The organism is Chitinophaga sp. YR573 (assembly GCF_900110995.1).
In the GTDB taxonomy this organism is placed as follows: Bacteria; Bacteroidota; Bacteroidia; order Chitinophagales; family Chitinophagaceae; genus Chitinophaga.
In genome coordinates, this window is the sequence record NZ_FOJF01000001.1 from 4,092,651 (window position 1) to 4,111,330 (window position 18,680).

Below are 18,680 nucleotides of genomic sequence, written 5' to 3' on the forward strand. Positions count from 1 at the left end.
CCTGATGTTCAAACATCAGGCTTTCTTTTTAAAATACGATTGTCTTATTCCCATGCACAATCACTCTATCTTCAATATGCGCTACTACCGCTCTTGTTAACACCTGCCGCTCAATATCCCTTCCCAGCATTACCAGGTCACTCACCGCATGTTTATGACTTACACGCGCCACATCCTGATCGATAATCGGTCCTTCATCCAGATCATTTGTTACATAATGTGCTGTAGCACCAATCAGTTTCACTCCTCGCGTATAGGCATTCTTGTAAGGATTCGCACCCGCAAAAGCAGGTAGGAAAGAGTGATGTATATTGATGATCTTCCCGGGGAAAACACTTACAAAAGCAGGAGAGAGGATCTGCATGTAACGCGCCAGCACAATGAAATCAGCATGCGCATTTTTAATTAACTGAATGGCTTCCTGTTCGCGCACAGCTTTATTGCCCGCATCTACCGGTAAATAATGAAAAGGAATGCCAAAGTCTTCTGTCAGCTGCTGTAATTCTTTATGATTGGAAATCACTAAAGGAATATCCACCGGTAATTCCCCGCTTCTCCATCTTAGTAACAATTCCATCAGGCAATGATCATATTTCGATACCATGATGGCCATCTGTTTCCTATGATCTGTATAATCGATATGCCAGTCCATTTTCAGTGGCCCTGCTACTTTCTCCTGAAAATCTTTTTCCAGTTGCTCACGGGTAATGTCTGCTTTTTCCAACTGAAATGCCATACGCATAAAGAACAATCCTTCGCGGGGATCAGTACTATGCTGACTGGCATCCAGAATATTTGCACCACAGTTATAAAGGAACTGGGATACACCGGCAACAATACCCGGCCGGTCGGGACAGCAGATCAATAACTTGCCGGTAATATCAGTTTGCATAAAACAGGGATATATTCGTTTGTAAAATAACTAAATGTAATCAGCTTTTTATTATTTTACATTTGGTTATATATTGCAATATGAAGAAGATTGGGTTGATGTCAGACACACATAGCTATCTGCATCCGCAGGTATTTAAATATTTTGATAAGGTGGATGAGGTATGGCATGCAGGAGATATCGGGAACATAGAGCTGGCAGACCAGCTCGAAGGATTCAAGCCATTCAGGGCGGTATTCGGGAATATAGATGGAGCAGATCTGAGGGTACGTTATCCGGAACACTTACCTTTTAATCTGGAAGGAGTAGAAGTGTTTATCACACATATCGGCGGGTATCCAGGCAAATATGCTCCCGGTATTAAGGAGCTATTGTTGAAAAATACCCCCAAACTGTTTATTTGCGGGCATTCCCACATTCTGAAAGTAATGCCGGACCCTGCACTAAAGTTGTTGCATATGAATCCGGGGGCATGTGGCCAGCAGGGCTGGCATAAAGTAAAAACACTGTTACGTTTTGAGTTGTCTGAGGGAAATATCAGCAATCTGGAAGTCATTGAATTGCCTAAATAATAACGGGGCACGCCGTTCGCACTTTACTTATCTACAACTGTTGCACATGAGGAAATGGCTCACTCTATTGTCGGGATGCCTGTGTCTATACATTTCAGCTTTGGGTCAGGCAAAGGATATCCCTCTGCCATCCAATACACCCCCTGCTGTAAAGAAAGCCATCAGATGGTTCCAGACGGATAACGATTCCAGCTACATAGAAGATCATACAAAGGATATCACCTTCCGGGTTTTCGGTAGCCGGAAATATAACTACTACGATATCGTGGACAGTAAGAGGAATCAGGAAGTATTATACCGTCCTAATACCCCTTTTAACCTTGGTTTTGGCGTCAATTATAAGTTTTTGGGCATTAACCTTGCTTTTAACCTGCCCTTCATTAATAAGGAGGATAAGTATGGTAAAACGAGAGGACTGGATTTGCAGAGCCATTTTTATGCACGTAAGCTGGTTGTAGATCTTTATGCACAGTTTTACAAAGGATATTATATCTCCAGTTCCAAAGGATTATTAAATGGATTAAATACGCTTACTCCAGAGACCAAAGTGCCGGTAAGACCGGATATCCATAATCTCACGCTGGGACTGGGTGTTCAATATGTATTTAACGATAGCAAGTTCTCTTACCGGGCAGCTTATCTGCAAAATGATTACCAGAAGAAAAGTGCCGGTTCATTCCTTATAGGAGCAGAGTTGTTTGGTGTAAGGATGAAGGCAGATTCGTCTATTATTCCCGGTAGGCTTTCCAAAGAAGATTTCTTTAATAACCGGCGTTTTGACCGCACAGGTATTGTTAGTCTGGCTGCCAGCGCAGGATATGCATACACGTTTGTATATAAAAGGCATTTCTTTCTTACACTGTCTCTTACCGGCAGTATAGGTACTAATTACAGCAGTTTAAGTTTAATCAGGACAGATAAAAAGATTGGTAAATTCGGACTACAACTGAATAACACAGAACGTATCTCAATAGGATATAACTCCAAACGCTACTTCGCGGGCATTCACTATATGAATTTCACTACACGTAGTAACTCACCTGTACCCGATACTTATCAGAGAATAGGAGCGGGGGATTTAAGGATCAGTATAGCAAGAAGATTTAAACTGAAGAAGAAATTATTCTAAATAATTGGGTGCAGGGCGAAGCCCTATAAACCAAAATAAAAGACCCGTTCCGATATCGGAACGGGTCTTTTATTTATATCTCAAAGAAAGATTAACCTTTCTTATTCTTTGCTGCTTCAGCACGAATTACATTCAGCGCACCACCTGCTTTGAACCACTGTATCTGTTGTTCATTGTAAGTATGGTTTACCGGAATTTCATCCTTGCTACCGTCTTTGTGATTTGCAATCACTGTAAGACCAACACCAGGAGTGAAAGAAGTCAGACCCACGATATCCAGTGTATCATCTTCCTGTATCTTATCGTAATCATCCTTGTTAGCAAAGGTAAGACCAAGCATACCTTGTTTCTTCAGGTTGGTTTCGTGGATACGTGCAAAAGATTTAACGAGAATAGCGCGAACGCCTAAGTGACGAGGTTCCATTGCAGCATGTTCGCGGCTGGACCCTTCACCATAGTTCTCATCACCTATTACTACAGAACCAACACCAACGGCTTTGTAAGCACGGGCAGTAGCTGGTACAGCACCATATTCACCGGTGATTTCGTTCTTAACGGTATCAGTTTTATCATTGAACGCATTGATAGCGCCAATCAGCATGTTGTTGGAAATGTTATCCAGGTGACCACGGTATTTCAACCACGGACCTGCCATAGAGATATGGTCAGTAGTACATTTACCTTTCGCTTTGATCAGCAGTTTCAGACCTTTCAGATCAGTACCTTCCCATGCAGAGAACGGGGCAAGCAGTTGTAAACGGTCGCTGGTAGGAGATACTATTACCTGAACGCCTTTACCATCTGCAGCAGGTGCCTGGTAACCAGGATCATCTACAGAGAAACCTTTTATAGGCAGTTCATAACCGGATGGTTCATCCAGCATTACTTCCTTACCATCTTTGTTCTTCAGTTTGTCTGTCAGCGGGTTGAAGGTAAGATCACCGGCAATAGCCAGTGCCGTTACTATCTCCGGAGAAGCTACGAAAGCATGTGTAGCTGCCAGACCATCATTCCTCTTCGCAAAGTTACGGTTGAAAGAGGTGATGATTGAGTTCTTACGGTTAGGATCGTCTATATGACGTGCCCATTGACCGATACAGGGACCGCAGGCATTTGCCAGCACCACACCGCCAATCTGTTCAAATGTATTCAGGAATCCGTCTCTTTCGATGGTAAAACGAACCAGCTCAGAACCCGGAGTAATAGTGTATTCAGCTTTTACAGGCAGATTCTTGTCGATAGCCTGTTTTGCCAGAGATGCTGCACGGGAGATATCTTCGTAAGAAGAGTTGGTGCAGGAACCGATCAGGGCTACATCCAGCTTCTCAGGCCAGTTGTTTTCCTTTACAGCCTGTGCAAATTTAGAGATAGGCCATGCTAAATCCGGAGTGAACGGACCATTTACATGTGGCTCCAGCTCATTCAGGTCAATTTCAATAACCTGGTCGTAATATTTAGTAGGATCTGTATATACTTCAGCATCCGGACGCAGATGTTCTCTTACGCCATCAGCCAGGGAAGCTATTTCAGCACGTTCAGTAGCCTTCAGATAATCAGCAATTTTGCTGTCGTAACCGAATACAGAGCAGGTAGCACCTATTTCCGCACCCATGTTACAGATAGTTCCTTTACCGGTAGCACTCAGGCTATCAGCACCTTCACCAAAATATTCAACGATGCAACCGGTACCACCTTTAACAGTCAGTACACCAGCTACTTTCAGAATTACGTCTTTAGGAGAAACCCAGCCGCTCAGTTTACCTGTCAGCTTTACACCTATCAGTTTGGGCATTTTCAGTTCCCAGGCTAATCCCGCCATTACATCCACTGCATCAGCACCACCAACACCGATTGCCAGCATACCTAAACCACCTGCATTTGGAGTGTGGGAGTCAGTTCCAATCATCATACCACCAGGGAAAGCATAGTTTTCCAATACTACCTGGTGAATGATACCTGCACCTGGTTTCCAGAAACCGATACCGTATTTATTAGAGATAGAAGACAGGAAATCATATACTTCCCTGTTGGTGTCTACAGCCGTTGCCAGGTCTTCAGTAGCACCTGTCTTGGCTTGAATGAGGTGATCACAGTGTACGGTAGAAGGAACAGCTACCTGGTCGCGTCCGCATGTCATGAACTGTAACAGAGCCATCTGCGCAGTCGCATCCTGCATCGCTACGCGATCCGGTGCAAACTCCACATAAGACTTTCCGCGCTCAAAAGCCGTAGTAGTGGCCGAAAATAAGTGAGCATATAAGATCTTCTCAGACAGTGTCAGCGGGCGTCCCAGCATTTTACGGGTAGCTTCCACCTTACCCGGCAGAGCCGCATACACTTTTTTAATCATTTCAATATCAAACACCATGAAAAATAATTTAAGACCGGTTAGAAAATGCACCGCAAAATTAATTAAAAACAACAAGTTTTTAAAAGATATGTAGCCGGCTGTCAATAAACACCAAACCGGCAGCTTCCCACAAGCTCCATACCATACACAACAAATAGTTGTTTTTGCCATCATATTGCGATAAATTTGACATATGAACAGACTAAAAGATTTCGTGGAGTGGCAGGCCTTTGGGGTTTGTACAGCTATCGGCAATAAGCTGGGAGTAGCAACTTCCCGCATCCGTCTGTTTTTTATTTATACTTCTTTTCTCACAATGGGTTCACCCATAATTGTTTATATGATTATGGCCTTTTGGGTGAATATGAAGAATTACATCCTCAACGCACGCAGGAACCCACTCCGGTACTTATAATACCAGTTATATAAAAGAACAAGCCATCAGCAATACAATATCGCTGATGGCTTTTTTCTTTAAAATGAGTCCTTTTCGCCTATTCCAGGTGAAAATTGGTCATTTCATGATAATGATTTTGTAACTGGTTAACTGTGATAGACTCCTTAATCTCACGATGTTCATCACGGTAGTCCAGGCGGGTAGCTGGCTGACCATTTCCTAATTCATACAGTTTAACAGAAAAGGGCCCACGTACGTATATGCGTCCGTTACCATTCTCAGTACCTTCTTTCCTGAATTTCAGCTTAAGCAATTGATCCTCATTCAGTGGGATAGCATAAAGCGCGTCCAGATCATACCAGAATTCCTGTTCACCGGTTTGTACACAAACCTGTTTGTCCTCACGATTCACTTCCAGCACCTGGCCTTCAACTGTATTGCCTTCGTAATTCACCAGAACGGTGTCTCCTGCTTTTACATCATGTAAGTTGATCATGGAATTATATTTTTGGGTGTCGGTTATGAATTTACGAAAAACTAACACCCAAAAATCAAACCGTTTACTATTTCCTTACTGCCTCACGTATCCTTACCAGGTCTTCCAGTAATCCTTCCAGCAGATCCAGATGCAGCATATTGGCGCCATCAGATTTTGCACAGGAAGGGTCCGGATGTGTTTCTATGAATAACCCGTCTGCACCGGTAGCTATAGCCGCTTTAGCGATAGTACCAATCATTTTGGGATTACCACCGGTTACACCGCTGGATTGGTTAGGCTGCTGCAGGGAATGCGTACAGTCCATGATTACAGGCACTTTATGCTCCTGCATGATAGGAATATTGCGGTAATCCACTACCAGGTCCTGATAGCCGAAAGTAGTACCACGCTCAGTTAATAATATCTTCTCGTTACCAGACTGTCTGATCTTTTCCACCGCAAACTTCATCGCTTCTCCACTCAGGAACTGTCCTTTCTTCACATTCACAAACTTACCGGTTTCACCTGCTGCCAGTAACAGGTCAGTCTGCCTGCACAGGAAAGCAGGGATCTGCAGGATATCCACATAGGCCGCTGCCATGGCAGCTTCCGCTGCAGAGTGAATATCAGAAGTAGTAGGCAGGTTAAATACCTGTCCTGTTTTCTGTACAAGGTCCAGTCCTTCCACATCACCTACACCACTGAAAGAGTGTATGCTTGTGCGGTTGGCCTTACGGTAAGATGCTTTGAATATATAAGGAATATTTAAACGCTTGCAGATGCCGGATACTTTTTCAGCCACGTGAAAAAGCAATGCTTCATCTTCTACCACACACGGACCAGCGATCAGGAAAAAATTATCAGGATTGTATTGCTCTTTGAATAGTGACTTCAAATTTTCTATTGACGACATGATTTTTGTATTTGAGAATGCAAAGTTATACTATTCGAATTGTATTAGCATGACCACTCTGATACAATGCTTTTGTCATAATATTGTAATGCGGAAAGGTGTAAGCCACTGTTAATAATATCGCACTACACCGGATTGTTAGTGTTTTGTCATCCGCTGGAAGAGATTGTTCATATTCTACCAGAAGCAGTTAATATTACGTTCTGAAATCCTGAAGAAAGCATGAAGAAAGATAAGATACTGGTTATTGGTGCCTGTGGGCAGATTGGTGTTGAGCTGACACTGGCATTGAGAAAAATGTATGGAGATGCCAATGTACTTGCTTCCGACCTCAGAGAGGAGCATGATCTGCTGAAAGGTACCGGCCCTTATGTTACCCTGGATGTAATGAATAAGGAACAGCTGCATGTGCTGGTCATCCGTCATAACATTACCCAGATTTATCTGCTGGCTGCCATCCTTTCTGCTACCGGTGAAAAGAACCCGCTCCTGGCCTGGCATATCAACATGCAAAGCCTGCTGAACGTACTGGACATCGCTAAGGAAGAGAGTATAGACAAAATCTACTGGCCCAGCTCCATTGCCGTATTCGGTCCCAATTCTCCTAAAGAAACAACACCTCAGCACACCATCATAGAGCCTACTACCATCTACGGTATTAGCAAATATGCAGGTGAACGCTGGTGCGAATACTATAATCACCGCTATGGTCTGGATGTACGCAGCCTGCGTTACCCTGGTCTGATCAGCTATAAATCTGCTCCCGGTGGTGGTACTACGGACTATGCTATTGAAATCTTCCACGAAGCGCTGGAAGAGAAAAAATACAACTGCTTCCTGAAGGAAAGCACATACCTGCCTATGATGTATATGCCGGATGCTATCCGTGCTACCATAGAATTGATGGAAGCAGATAAATCACGCATCTCCGTACGTTCATCCTATAACCTGGGTGGCATGAGCTTTTCTCCAAAAGAGATCGCAGCGGAGATCAAAAAACATATTCCTGAATTTACTATCACCTATGAACCAGACTATCGTCAGCAGATTGCCGACAGCTGGCCACAGAGCATAGACGATATACTGGCCCGTAACGACTGGGGCTGGAAACCGGAATACTGTCTGGAAAAAATGACGGTAGACATGCTAAAAAACCTACCGGAAACACTGCAGAAATAACTGTCCTGAAAATTAACATTCTGATCTAAACAAAAAACCCCGGTCATGCATGACCGGGGTTTATATTTTCTATAGATATACTATTCTACAAATCCTACCGCTACAGTTGCATTGCTGAATTCATCTACCAGTATGAATGCACCGTTAGCCGGGTTCACGTGATAAGAATCTGCAAATATTGGCTGTGCTGTTTTCAACGTAATCTTCCCGATATCATTCAGCCCAAGTTCCTTTTTATCTTCTACTATCTTGTTGTTAGTCACATCAATCACATGATTGATCTGCTGTACTTTCGCTTTCACACGGTTAATACCATGCTGCAGTAAATATGCTTTACCAGGCACCAGCTTTTGCTGGTCCATCCAGCATACCTGCGCCGTGATTTCTTTCAGCAGGGAAGGTACATTGTCTGTTTTAGACAACATGCTGCCACGACTGGTATCAATCTCGTCTTCCAGCGTAATTACCACGCTTTCACGGGCACTTGCAATAGAAAGTTGTGTTTCAAACTGCTGTATAGTTTTAATCCTGCTCTTCTGCTGGGATGGCAGGGAGATGATCTCATCACCTACATTAAAATGACCACTGGCCACTTTACCGGCAAAGCCACGGAAGTCATGAAACTCCTTGGTCATCGGACGGATCACGGATTGTACCGGGAAACGGGCTGGATGAGTGCTGTCTGCATGATCAAAAGTGATCTGCTCCAGGTATTCCAGTAAGGATTCACCTTTGTACCAGCCGATCTTTTCAGATCTGCCAGCCACATTCTCACCATATAAAGAAGAAATTGGAATGAACTTGATAGAAGGAGCCTGGAAAGAAGCGCTGGCCACCATTTGCTGGAAATCTTCCACTATCTGGTTAAAGCGTGCTTCATTGTATTCTACAAGGTCCATTTTATTCACACACACCACCAGGTAAGGAATACGCAGCAGGGCAGCAATAAAGAAGTGCCTGTAGGTTTGTTCCACAATACCTTTACGGGCATCTATCAGTATCAGGGATACCTGTGCAGTAGATGCACCGGTTACCATATTACGGGTGTATTCTATATGTCCCGGGGTATCAGCTATAATGTATTTACGGTTAGGGGTAGAGAAGTAGATATGCGCTACGTCAATGGTGATACCCTGTTCACGTTCTGCTACCAGACCATCTGTTAACAGAGACAGATCGGTAAAATCCAGTCCCTTACGTTTGCTGGCAGCATGTAATGCGTCCATTTTATCCTGGGGAATAGATTGTGTATCGTAGAGTAACCTGCCAATCAGGGTACTTTTACCATCATCTACACTGCCCGAAGTGGTTATATGTAAAACCTCCATGTTTAATTTTTTGAATTAGTTTAAAAATAACCAGCCTGTTTTCTCTTTTCCATGGCGGCTTCGGAACGTTTATCATCGATACGCGCACCTCTTTCAGAAATTTTGGCTTCCATTATTTCAGCAATAATATCTTCCAGTTTATCTGCTTCAGACGCAACAGCAGCGGTACAGGTCATATCTCCTACCGTGCGGAAACGTACTTTATGAAGGAAAGGTTTTTCATCCTCAGAAGTATTCAGGAAAGGAGAGGTAGGCCAGTACATACCATCTCTTTCAATAATCTCTCTTTCATGAGAGAAATAGATAGAGGGGATACGGAGATTTTCCCTGCGGATATAATTCCATACATCCAGTTCTGTCCAGTTAGAAATAGGGAATACCCTCACATTTTCACCCAGATGAATCTTACCATTCAGCATATCAAACAGCTCGGGACGTTGCATTTTTGCATTCCACTGACCAAATTCATCTCTTACAGAGAAGATCCTTTCCTTGGCACGGGCTTTTTCTTCATCCCTGCGGGCACCACCCATACAGGCATCATACTTCAGCTCTTCGATGCTATCTAATAAGGTAACGGTTTGTAGTGCATTACGACTGGCATACTTACCGGTTTCTTCCTGTACTTTGCCCTGGTTGATACTGTCCTGTACATTTCTTACGATTAGTTCGAGTCCCAGTTTCTCCACCAGCCAGTCACGAAACTCAATTGTTTCCGGGAAGTTATGCCCGGTGTCAATATGTAACAGGGGAAATGGTACTTTACCAGGATAAAAAGCTTTTTGCGCCAGACGTACTAGTGTGATAGAATCCTTTCCACCTGAAAACAGGATGGCAGGTTTTTCAAACTGTGCCGCTGTTTCACGTAAAATATAGATGGCCTCATCTTCCAATGCCTGCGGAAACTCCCACTGTATTTTGTTGGTCATATATCTTAATTTAAATGGCCATTGTTCACAGACCATCTTGAAAAATAATTAAATAATTTTAGCCGTGCAACCCACATTCCTTCTTGGATAATTCCCACCACCATCTGCCGGCGCGTGGATGTTCTCCAGGTTCAACTGCACGTGTACAGGATGCACAGCCTATACTGATGAAACCTTTATCATGCAGTTTGTTGTAAGGAACTTTCTGCGCTTTAATATAGTCCATCATATCATCGTAAGTCCAGTGGATAAGGGGATTGTACTTATACATCTGCCTGGCCTCATCCCATTCAAGGGCTTCCAGTCCCTGCCGGTTTTCCGACTGTTCAGCACGCAGGCCGGTAATCCATACCTTCACACCCTGCAGGGCACGGTTCAGTGGTACTACTTTACGGATATGACAGCATTCTTTTCTGTTCTCTACCGATTCGTAGAAACTATTAGGACCCTTTTCCAGCAACAGTTTCTCAACTGAAGCTGTTTCAGGAAAATATACTTCAAATGGCTTTTTGTAACGGGCGCGGGTAAGATCCATCAGGTCATAAGTTTCCTGGAACAATCGGCCGGTATCCAGTGTAAATACCCGGATGGGTAAATCTGCCCGCCATATCATATCCGCTACTACCTGATCTTCCTGCCCGAAAGAAGTGGAGAATGCCACGGCACCTGGGAATTGTTCTACCAGGTATCGCATGGCGGCCGCTGCGTCAAGGCCTTCCAATGCTGCTTTAATGTTTTCCATGTAAACTTCCTTAGCTATAACAGTCATGACGCATTACCACTCATGCTTCCGCTGTAGGAACAAAATTACATAAAACCTATAAAAAAGATAGACTGTTTTGAAAAAAATTACAAATGTTCCTCATTGTGGAGTAGCAAAGAGGGTAGGGGAAAATGATTAATCTCTAGTCAGGATATCTTTTAATGTTTTGGTTTCCAGTATCTTAAGTGAAGCGTCACGAACTTTACCCATCACGTCATTTAATCCGCAAACGGCCTCGTCCCGGCAATTTTCACAACGTTCGTAGTAGTTCAGACTTACACATGGTAATAGGGCAATGGCGCCATCCAGTAAACGGATGATCTTGGCCAGGGCGATCTCTTTAGGCGGCTTCAGCAGGTAATAACCACCTCCTTTTCCTTTTTTGCTACCCAGAATACCAGCATTCTTTAATTCCAGCAGGATATTCTCCAGGAATTTGATGGAAATACTTTTTTCCTGAGCTATTTCAGAAATTAAAATTGGTCCTTTATCTGCATTTTCGGCCAGGTGTATGAGCGCGTGAAAAGCGTATTGTGTTTTTTTAGACAACATATCGAATGATTTGCATCCCTCCCTGAAGTTTTGTGAATACGGTGAAGATTACGCAAAGATAACTGCTTTTTACGTCATTCCTGTCTTACAGGCTTAGTACATCCTTCATGCTGAAAATCCCTTTCTTATCTTTTAACCATTCTGCAGCTACTACAGCGCCGGAAGCAAAACCTTCCCGGGAATGTGCCGTATGAGAAATCGTAATATCATCAATATCAGATGTATATGTAATAATATGGGTACCAGGGGCCGGATCTATTCTTTTGGAGATAATAGCCAGTTCATCCGGTTGATTGGTCACTTCATTTACCCATAGCTTTTTACGGCCTACCTTGTCCATCACCTGTTCAGCCAGTGTAATAGCAGTACCGCTTGGGGCATCTTTTTTCTGTGTATGATGGATTTCTTCCATCACCACATTGTATTGGAGTTGTCTGCCCATCAGTTCTGCCAGGCGTTTATTGATCTCGAAGAAGATGTTTACACCTACGCTGAAGTTACTGGCGTATAAGAAAGCCTGATGTTTCTCCAGGCATACTGCTTTCACAGCAGGTAAAGCGTCCAGCCAGCCTGTGCTGCCACAAACTACCGGTACATTTGCCTCAAAGCACTTTAATATATTATGGTAAGCGGTTTCAGGCCCTGTAAACTCAATCGCCACATCTGCCTGTTTCAGTAATTCCTTTTCCAATGGCTGCTGACTATTAGTACGGAGTACAATCTCATGGCCTTTGGCAATAGCTATTTTTTCTATAGCTTTTCCCATTTTCCCATAACCAATAAGCGCTATCTTCATAATATATAGAGTGTTGTGATTTGCAGAGTGAGGTAATTACCGGCCTATAGCCATTGCATTGTTGAACTTCTTCTTTCCGCCTATGCTTATACGTAAACTCAGGCCAATAGACCTGTTATCGATAATCGTAGGTACAACCTTCATACTAAGATCATCAGACATGTCGAAGGAGCGAAGGTGAGCAAATACAGTAGCATCTGCAATGTTCAGCCCATAGGCTAATACAAATACGAGTACGGAATAATCTACGTACTCCCGGTATCCGTCCCGTAAATATTTCAGGGAAGCATCACTGTATAGTCCTTCATATGCATCATGGGTATCCGCATTACCGTCCATTCGGATACGGTAGGCATTGCGGTAAGTCCTGTATTCTCTCATATTAATGATAAAAGTACCGGTAGTGATACCAAGTGCAGCATAAACAAGAGGAAGTTTCCAGTATTCGCGGTTATATATTTGTCCCAGACCTGGTAACACGGCAGAATAAAGTGCAGCCTTGCGTGGGCTATGCACAGGTTTTTCAACAATGGCAGCAGTACTGTCTTTTTTAATAAAGAGCTTGCTGCTGTCTTTCCGGCTGTCCGGCTGTTGTTTCCGCAGATAGGCCGCTTTGGTGCTATCCTGTGCCAGCAATGTAGACTGGATCAGACATAGCATGGGCATAGCCAGGATACAAATGCGCAATAAAGTAAAAAGTATATTCCCGGACCTTTTAGCCACCGTATAAATCTATTTTTTCTAATATGCTATCCAGTTCCTCATCGGAATAAAACTCGATCACCACACTTCCCTTACCATTCTTACCTCTGTCCAGTTTTACTTTAGTCGCAAAGTGAGTCGCCAGGTGATCTTCTATTTTCTGGTAGGCTGGTGGTAACACGCTCTTCACAGGCTTCTTAACGTTGCCTTTGTCTATATGGCTGGTTTTGCGCACCAGTTCTTCCGTCTGACGAACGGAAAGACCGTTTTGAATGATCTCGTTAAAGATAAAGAGTTGTTTCTCAATGTTCTCCACTGCAATCAGCGCCCTGGCATGACCCATGCTGATTTGCCCGTTACGCACAGCCACCTGTACATCTGGTGGTAACTTTAAAAGACGGATATAGTTGGTAACTGTACTTCTTTCCTTACCCATCCTGTCTGCCACCTGTTCCTGCGTAAATACGCATTCGTCCATCAGTCTCTTATAAGAAAGACCAATTTCTATGGCATTCAGATTTTCACGTTGCAGGTTTTCCAGCAATGCCAGTTCCAGGAGTTCCTGGTCATTGGCCTGACGGATATAAGCCGGAATGTCTTTCAGACCGGCCATTCTACTGGCGCGTAAACGCCTTTCACCTGCTATGAGCTGGTACTTTTTGGGGCCCACCCTGCTTACTGTAATAGGTTGTATTACATCGTGCAGTGAAATGGACATGCTCAATTCCTGTAAAGCCTTCTCATCAAAGTCCCGGCGCGGCTGCTTTGGATTCACATCTACCTGGTCCAGCGGGATACGTTCAATGCCCGTAGCCTGTGCCACTACCTGTTCGCCCAGGGCTACGGTAGTCTGTTTCAGATCAGTATCAATGTTTTGCAGCAGCGAGCGGATCCCTTTCCCCAGCGCCTCTTTTTTATTAGGATTGCCCTTACTCGGATTGCTCATCGTTAATTGCTAATATTTTATCGTCCTGGTTAATACGTGTAAAATTGTTGTTCTGCAGTATTTCCTTAGCCAGGTTCAGGTAGTTAATAGCCCCTGTACTGGCGGCATCATACATAATCACGGATTTACCAAAGCTAGGCGCTTCACCCAGTTTGGTATTACGGTGAATGATGGTATTAAACACGCTTTCCTCAAAATGCTGCTTCACCTCATCTACCACCTGGTTGCTCAGGCGTAAACGGCCATCATACATAGTCATCAGGATACCTTCTATTTCCAGATGGGTATTCAAACGGCTTTGTACGATTTTTATTGTATTCAGTAACTTACCCAAACCTTCCAGTGCGAAGAATTCACATTGCACCGGGATGATCACCGAGTCAGATGCCACTAGGGCATTTACCGTGATCAGACCCAGGGAAGGAGAGCAGTCAACTATAACAAAATCATAGTCATGCTTAACGGCATCTATCACCTGCTTCATCACCTGTTCCCTGTTCGGATGGTTAATAAGCTCCAGTTCAGCGCCTACGAGGTCAATATGAGAAGGTAATACTTTCAAATTCGGGGTATCTGATTCTAATACCACATCTTTTGCAAGCACATCATTCACCATACAATCATATAAGCTCTGCTGTATATGACGCAGGTCAAAACCCAAACCGGTAGTGCTGTTAGCCTGTGGGTCGGCATCTACCAGTAAAGTTTTATATTCCAGCACAGCCAGACTGCTTGCCAGGTTAATAGCACTGGTAGTTTTCCCTACCCCACCTTTCTGATTAGCGATTGCGATTACTCTTGCCATTTGTGATTAGGTATTTCTTAGGTTTACTATAGGATAATAAAAAGGCCATGGAACAATCCATGTAATATATACTTTTCTTACAAATCGATACTGCTTCCAATTGCCGGTAACAATAACTCTAAGCCAGCCTGGGCAAATTGTTGTGTCACTTTCTCTTTATCTATCTTAATATAACCAAATGTATCGTAATGAACCCCTATAATGCGCTTACACTGAATAAATTCGGCTGCTACAATAGCATCCTCAGCACCCATCGTAAAATTATCTCCTATCGGTAACACTGCAAAGTCCAGTTTTGCAAACCGGGGAATCAACTGCATGTCCAGCGTAAGGGCCGTATCTCCTGCAAAGTAGAAATTGCCTTCTTCTGTCGTAAACAGGAATCCAAGGGGATTACCACCATATGAACCATCCGGTAAACCACTGGAATGATGAGCAACCACACACTTCACTGTACCAAAATCAAACACCCACTTTCCTCCCGTATTCATAGGATGCACTCTTTCCAGCCCCTGTTTCCCCAACCAGGTTGTAATTTCAAAAGACCCAACAACCGTTGCATTGGTACGTCTGGCCAGGACAACAAGATCAGCAATATGATCATCGTGGCCATGAGAAATGAAAATATAATCGGCTTCTATCTTATTGATATCTATAGACTTGGCCAGTTCGTTATGGGTAATGAACGGATCAAAAACTATCTTCTTACCCTTAATCTCTACTGCAAAGCTGGAATGACCGTAAAAAGTAAATTTCATATATCAGTATCTTTACCAAGTCAGACAAAAGTACAACGATTAGGTAAAATTAAGGTGCAGGGGTATATTTATTTATTCACAACAGCAGATGTACGCAATTGTTAATTTGTTAATAATTAATTAGTTAACCGTATTTCTTCCTTAAAACGAAAAATTGTCGCACAAAGGTACAATATTGGCTATCATAAATCGTCATCAGATCATGCTGACTTTAACGCAAATCAACTGGCTCAAATAAAAAATCATGCGGGGATTTAAGAATACGATTATACTGGTAGCAATATTGCTTTTACTCGATATCTATGTTTTCATGGCCGTTAGAGGTATCCTCAGCGACTCATCCGGACGTACACGGACAATAGTTTTCAGTATATACTGGACCTTGTCAGCCCTCATACTGTTTACTATAGTGTCGCTACCCTACCTCAATTGGCAGGACTGGCCCGTAAATACCCGCTCTTTTGTCCTTACCGTCATCTTCGGCGTCGTATTCGCCAAATTGCTGGTAGCCGTATTCCTGCTGCTGGATGATGTAAGAAGAGGAGTACAGTGGACCTTCAAAAAGTTCTCATCTGGTGCTGCCGTGTCATCCGATATCAGCAATATCACCCGCTCCCGCTTTTTAACACAGGCTGCCCTGCTGATGGGTGGAGGATTGTTCGCTACCATATTATATGGTATCACCAACCGCTACAATTACCGGGTCCATAAAATCAAACTGTCCTTTAAAAACCTGCCACCGGCATTTAAAGGACTAAGAATAGTGCAAATCTCTGATATTCACTCCGGTAGCTTAAGTAACAAAGAAGCCGTTGCCAAAGGCATTGCCCTTATCGAAGCCCAAAAGGCAGATATCATATTCTTTACAGGCGATCTGGTAAATGACCGCGCACTGGAAATGGATAACCACATGGACTCCTTTAGCCAGATAAAAGCGCCTATGGGCGTATATTCTACCCTCGGTAACCACGACTATGGCGATTATTACGCCTGGCCAGACAAAGACGCCAACGGTTACAGCGCACAACGCACCGAAAACCTGGAAAAAGTAAAAGCCCTGCACGGACAACTGGGTTGGCGTCTGCTAATGAACGAACATGTTACCCTGGACAGGGGAGGAGAGCAGATCGCACTGCTGGGCATAGAAAACTGGAGTGCCATGAATCGTTTCCCTAAATATGGGGACATGAAGAAAGCATACGCCGGTGCATCTCACCTGCCCTTTAAAATATTATTATCTCACGATCCCACCCATTGGGATGCCCAGGTAAGAACAGAGTACCCGGATATCGATCTTACCCTGGCTGGCCATACCCATGGTATGCAGTTCGGCGTCGAAATTCCCGGAATCAGATGGAGCCCTGCCCAATACATCTATAAAGAATGGGCCGGCCTCTACAAAGAAGGAAACCAGCGTCTGTACGTAAACAGGGGTTTTGGATTCCTGGGTTATCCGGGTCGTGTGGGCATTTTACCCGAAATCACGGTAATCGACCTCGTATAATTAAAACCTTCAAACTTTTCTCTTATCTTGCGGGCATAAGTAAAATGCTTCGTGCATGCATCGCTGCCTTTGTTTTGTTTTATTTCTGTTGTGTAGTCAGGCTGTTATGAGCCAGTCCCTTGCCGAACTTGAAAAGCAACTGGATTCCCTATTGAGTAAACGGGAGAAAAGTGAATTCATGATCGGGGTAGGCTACGGTAATAACCCTGCCTATGGAAGTAAAGTCGTTGCCAGCAACGAAGACCGTCCAATTGTGATGAAGACTTTCGTCACACCTACCGTTGGATACTACCATAAAAGCGGGTTCTATGGCACCGCCAGTGCTTACTACCTTTTTGATGCCATCGGCGATCCCTGGTTTGAATGGGATTTCTCCGCAGGGTACGACTATTCCAAAAACAGGAACTTCCTTACAGGGATCTCTTATACAAGGTATATCTTCTCTGATTCTTCAGACGTTCCGGCCACACCTATTAATAATGAACTGTTTGCATACTTCTATTACCGCAAGTGGTGGGTTCAGCCCGGCATTAGCCTGGATTTTGGCTGGGGTAGCAAAGAAGAAAAAATAGGACCTGCTACCCGTAATGTTTCCGGGAATGACTGGAACATAGTAGCCGCCGTCAGACATCCCTTTATCTTTATGGATGTTATAAAAGCGGATGACGCTTTCCTGATAACCCCTTCCTTTGGCCTTACCATGGGAACAGCACATTATTACAGTAACCTCAAAGCATTCCAGTATATCTCCCGCTCTCCCAAACTGAAATGGGACGATAAACAAGAGCGTCCTGAAATTATGAGGGATGCACTTCAACTCTCCAGCAGTAACAAAACCGGCTTCGAAGTACGGGCCCTGGACTTTACCCTCAATGTTTCTTACGTAATAGGAAAATTTACCATAGCTCCTTCTTATACAGTCTTCAGACCCTTTCAGGGAACGGATAAGAGCCTGATGGGATACTTCACAGCAAGGGTTGGATTCTCAATAAAGTAATATATAAATAAACTTAGCATAGAATTTGATATAATATGTAGCACATAAAAAACGCTATATGAAAAAACTGTTTTTCGCAATGGCAGTACTCAGTGTAACTGCATTTTCTACTGTTAGTGCCCAAAGCAAATTTTTAAGATTCGGTTTAAAAGGAGGTGCAAACCTTGGTAAACTGGATGGTAAAGGTTACAAGGATGGATTTAACCTGGGATATCACCTGGGTGGTTTTGCACAGATCAACCTCACAAAAGGCTTTGGTGTACAGGGAGAACTGATCTTCTCATCTACCCAGACTAAAACAACCGATGATTTCGGTCAGATTTATAACCCGGACAATCTGAACGACCCTTCAAATGAAAACAAAAAGATTAAACTGAACTATCTCAGTATTCCCCTGCTGGCTAACTTCTCTCTGGGAACTCCACGCATCAAACTGCAGGTCGGACCTCAGTTCAGTGCATTGGTGAGTAACAAGAATGTATTCAAAGGTGCCGATGACGCATTCAATGGCGGAGACATTTCCGGTGTTGCCGGCTTATGGATTCAGCTGCCAATCGTAAACATCAGTGCCCGTTACATTGTTGGTTTTACCGACGTAAGAAGTGTACAGGACGTGTCTAACACCGGTAACTGGAAAAACCAGGCTATCCAGTTAGGCGTGGGGGTAACATTATAGTACTTATCACATAA

The 18,680-nt window shown here is 43.6% G+C and carries 20 protein-coding genes; 7 read left to right on the forward strand and 13 right to left on the reverse strand.

Features of this window, described 5'->3' with window-relative positions; all coding sequences use genetic code 11:
• Nucleotides 1-28: 28 nt before the first annotated feature.
• Nucleotides 29-892, reverse strand: a complete 864-nt coding sequence (purU, locus tag BMW86_RS17245; RefSeq protein ID WP_089782966.1) for a formyltetrahydrofolate deformylase — start codon at nucleotides 890-892, stop codon at nucleotides 29-31.
• Nucleotides 893-972: 80 nt separating this feature from the next.
• Here purU and BMW86_RS17250 point away from each other — a divergent pair, with 80 nt between their 5' ends.
• Nucleotides 973-1,464 carry a metallophosphoesterase family protein gene (locus tag BMW86_RS17250; protein ID WP_089782967.1) on the forward strand — a complete coding sequence of 164 codons (492 nt, stop codon included), beginning with the start codon at nucleotides 973-975 and terminating at the stop codon, nucleotides 1,462-1,464.
• Between the two features lie 46 nt (nucleotides 1,465-1,510).
• Nucleotides 1,511-2,593, forward strand: coding sequence for a DUF4421 domain-containing protein (locus BMW86_RS17255; RefSeq protein WP_089782968.1), 1,083 nt, complete (start codon nucleotides 1,511-1,513; stop codon nucleotides 2,591-2,593).
• Nucleotides 2,594-2,684: 91 nt separating this feature from the next.
• Here BMW86_RS17255 and BMW86_RS17260 read toward each other — a convergent pair whose 3' ends face one another.
• Complete coding sequence (locus tag BMW86_RS17260; RefSeq protein WP_089782969.1) at nucleotides 2,685-4,961, reverse strand: aconitate hydratase; 2,277 nt, start codon at nucleotides 4,959-4,961, stop codon at nucleotides 2,685-2,687.
• A 175-nt stretch (nucleotides 4,962-5,136) separates the two neighbouring features.
• Between BMW86_RS17260 and BMW86_RS17265 the strand changes: the two genes are divergently transcribed.
• Nucleotides 5,137-5,358 (forward strand): PspC domain-containing protein, encoded by a 222-nt coding sequence (locus BMW86_RS17265; RefSeq protein ID WP_089782970.1) that lies wholly within the window; start codon nucleotides 5,137-5,139, stop codon nucleotides 5,356-5,358.
• Between the two features lie 79 nt (nucleotides 5,359-5,437).
• Here the strand turns inward: BMW86_RS17265 and BMW86_RS17270 are convergent, their stop codons facing one another.
• Together BMW86_RS17270 and kdsA are read right to left on the reverse strand one after the other, a co-directional pair.
• Nucleotides 5,438-5,836, reverse strand: a complete 399-nt coding sequence (locus tag BMW86_RS17270; protein ID WP_089782971.1) for a hypothetical protein — start codon at nucleotides 5,834-5,836, stop codon at nucleotides 5,438-5,440.
• 67 nt (nucleotides 5,837-5,903) lie between these two features.
• Nucleotides 5,904-6,731: a 3-deoxy-8-phosphooctulonate synthase gene (gene kdsA / locus BMW86_RS17275; protein WP_089782972.1), complete on the reverse strand. Its 828-nt coding sequence runs from the start codon at nucleotides 6,729-6,731 to the stop codon at nucleotides 5,904-5,906.
• A gap of 222 nt (nucleotides 6,732-6,953) precedes the next feature.
• Between kdsA and BMW86_RS17280 the strand changes: the two genes are divergently transcribed.
• Nucleotides 6,954-7,910, forward strand: coding sequence for an NAD-dependent epimerase/dehydratase family protein (locus BMW86_RS17280; RefSeq protein WP_089782973.1), 957 nt, complete (start codon nucleotides 6,954-6,956; stop codon nucleotides 7,908-7,910).
• A gap of 80 nt (nucleotides 7,911-7,990) precedes the next feature.
• On the opposite strand, the gene BMW86_RS17285 is transcribed toward BMW86_RS17280, so the two are convergent.
• The 9 genes from BMW86_RS17285 to BMW86_RS17325 all read right to left on the reverse strand — a co-directional run bounded on the left by BMW86_RS17285 (nucleotide 7,991) and on the right by BMW86_RS17325 (nucleotide 15,489).
• A complete protein-coding gene (locus BMW86_RS17285; RefSeq protein ID WP_089782974.1) occupies nucleotides 7,991-9,238 on the reverse strand; it encodes a sulfate adenylyltransferase subunit 1 in 1,248 nt (415 codons plus the stop codon).
• A 20-nt stretch (nucleotides 9,239-9,258) separates the two neighbouring features.
• On the reverse strand, nucleotides 9,259-10,167 hold the full coding sequence (gene cysD, locus BMW86_RS17290; RefSeq protein WP_089782975.1) for a sulfate adenylyltransferase subunit CysD: 909 nt from the start codon (nucleotides 10,165-10,167) through the stop codon (nucleotides 9,259-9,261).
• Between the two features lie 58 nt (nucleotides 10,168-10,225).
• Nucleotides 10,226-10,909 (reverse strand): phosphoadenylyl-sulfate reductase, encoded by a 684-nt coding sequence (locus BMW86_RS17295; RefSeq protein ID WP_089783711.1) that lies wholly within the window; start codon nucleotides 10,907-10,909, stop codon nucleotides 10,226-10,228.
• Nucleotides 10,910-11,065: 156 nt separating this feature from the next.
• Nucleotides 11,066-11,482 (reverse strand): RrF2 family transcriptional regulator, encoded by a 417-nt coding sequence (locus tag BMW86_RS17300; protein ID WP_089782976.1) that lies wholly within the window; start codon nucleotides 11,480-11,482, stop codon nucleotides 11,066-11,068.
• A gap of 85 nt (nucleotides 11,483-11,567) precedes the next feature.
• The gene (gene dapB, locus BMW86_RS17305) at nucleotides 11,568-12,278 is read right to left on the reverse strand and encodes a 4-hydroxy-tetrahydrodipicolinate reductase (protein WP_089782977.1); all 711 of its coding nucleotides are present in this window, start codon (nucleotides 12,276-12,278) and stop codon (nucleotides 11,568-11,570) included.
• A gap of 36 nt (nucleotides 12,279-12,314) precedes the next feature.
• Nucleotides 12,315-12,944, reverse strand: coding sequence for a DUF5683 domain-containing protein (locus BMW86_RS17310; protein ID WP_089782978.1), 630 nt, complete (start codon nucleotides 12,942-12,944; stop codon nucleotides 12,315-12,317).
• Nucleotides 12,945-12,993: 49 nt separating this feature from the next.
• The gene (locus tag BMW86_RS17315) at nucleotides 12,994-13,926 is read right to left on the reverse strand and encodes a ParB/RepB/Spo0J family partition protein (RefSeq protein WP_089782979.1); all 933 of its coding nucleotides are present in this window, start codon (nucleotides 13,924-13,926) and stop codon (nucleotides 12,994-12,996) included.
• Entirely contained in the window at nucleotides 13,910-14,731 is an 822-nt protein-coding gene (locus tag BMW86_RS17320; protein WP_089782980.1) for a ParA family protein, read from the reverse strand. The genes BMW86_RS17315 and BMW86_RS17320 overlap by 17 nt, the downstream gene beginning before the upstream one ends.
• 77 nt (nucleotides 14,732-14,808) lie before the next feature.
• Nucleotides 14,809-15,489: a metal-dependent hydrolase gene (locus BMW86_RS17325; protein WP_089782981.1), complete on the reverse strand. Its 681-nt coding sequence runs from the start codon at nucleotides 15,487-15,489 to the stop codon at nucleotides 14,809-14,811.
• A 244-nt stretch (nucleotides 15,490-15,733) separates the two neighbouring features.
• On the opposite strand from BMW86_RS17325, the gene BMW86_RS17330 reads away from it, so the two are divergent.
• The 3 genes from BMW86_RS17330 (at nucleotide 15,734) to BMW86_RS17340 (ending at nucleotide 18,666) form a co-directional block, all read left to right on the forward strand.
• Nucleotides 15,734-16,993, forward strand: a complete 1,260-nt coding sequence (locus BMW86_RS17330; RefSeq protein ID WP_089782982.1) for a metallophosphoesterase — start codon at nucleotides 15,734-15,736, stop codon at nucleotides 16,991-16,993.
• Nucleotides 16,994-17,099: 106 nt separating this feature from the next.
• On the forward strand, nucleotides 17,100-17,990 hold the full coding sequence (locus BMW86_RS17335) for a hypothetical protein (RefSeq protein WP_089782983.1): 891 nt from the start codon (nucleotides 17,100-17,102) through the stop codon (nucleotides 17,988-17,990).
• Between the two features lie 58 nt (nucleotides 17,991-18,048).
• Nucleotides 18,049-18,666: a porin family protein gene (locus BMW86_RS17340; protein WP_089782984.1), complete on the forward strand. Its 618-nt coding sequence runs from the start codon at nucleotides 18,049-18,051 to the stop codon at nucleotides 18,664-18,666.
• The last annotated feature ends 14 nt before the right edge of the window (nucleotides 18,667-18,680 follow it).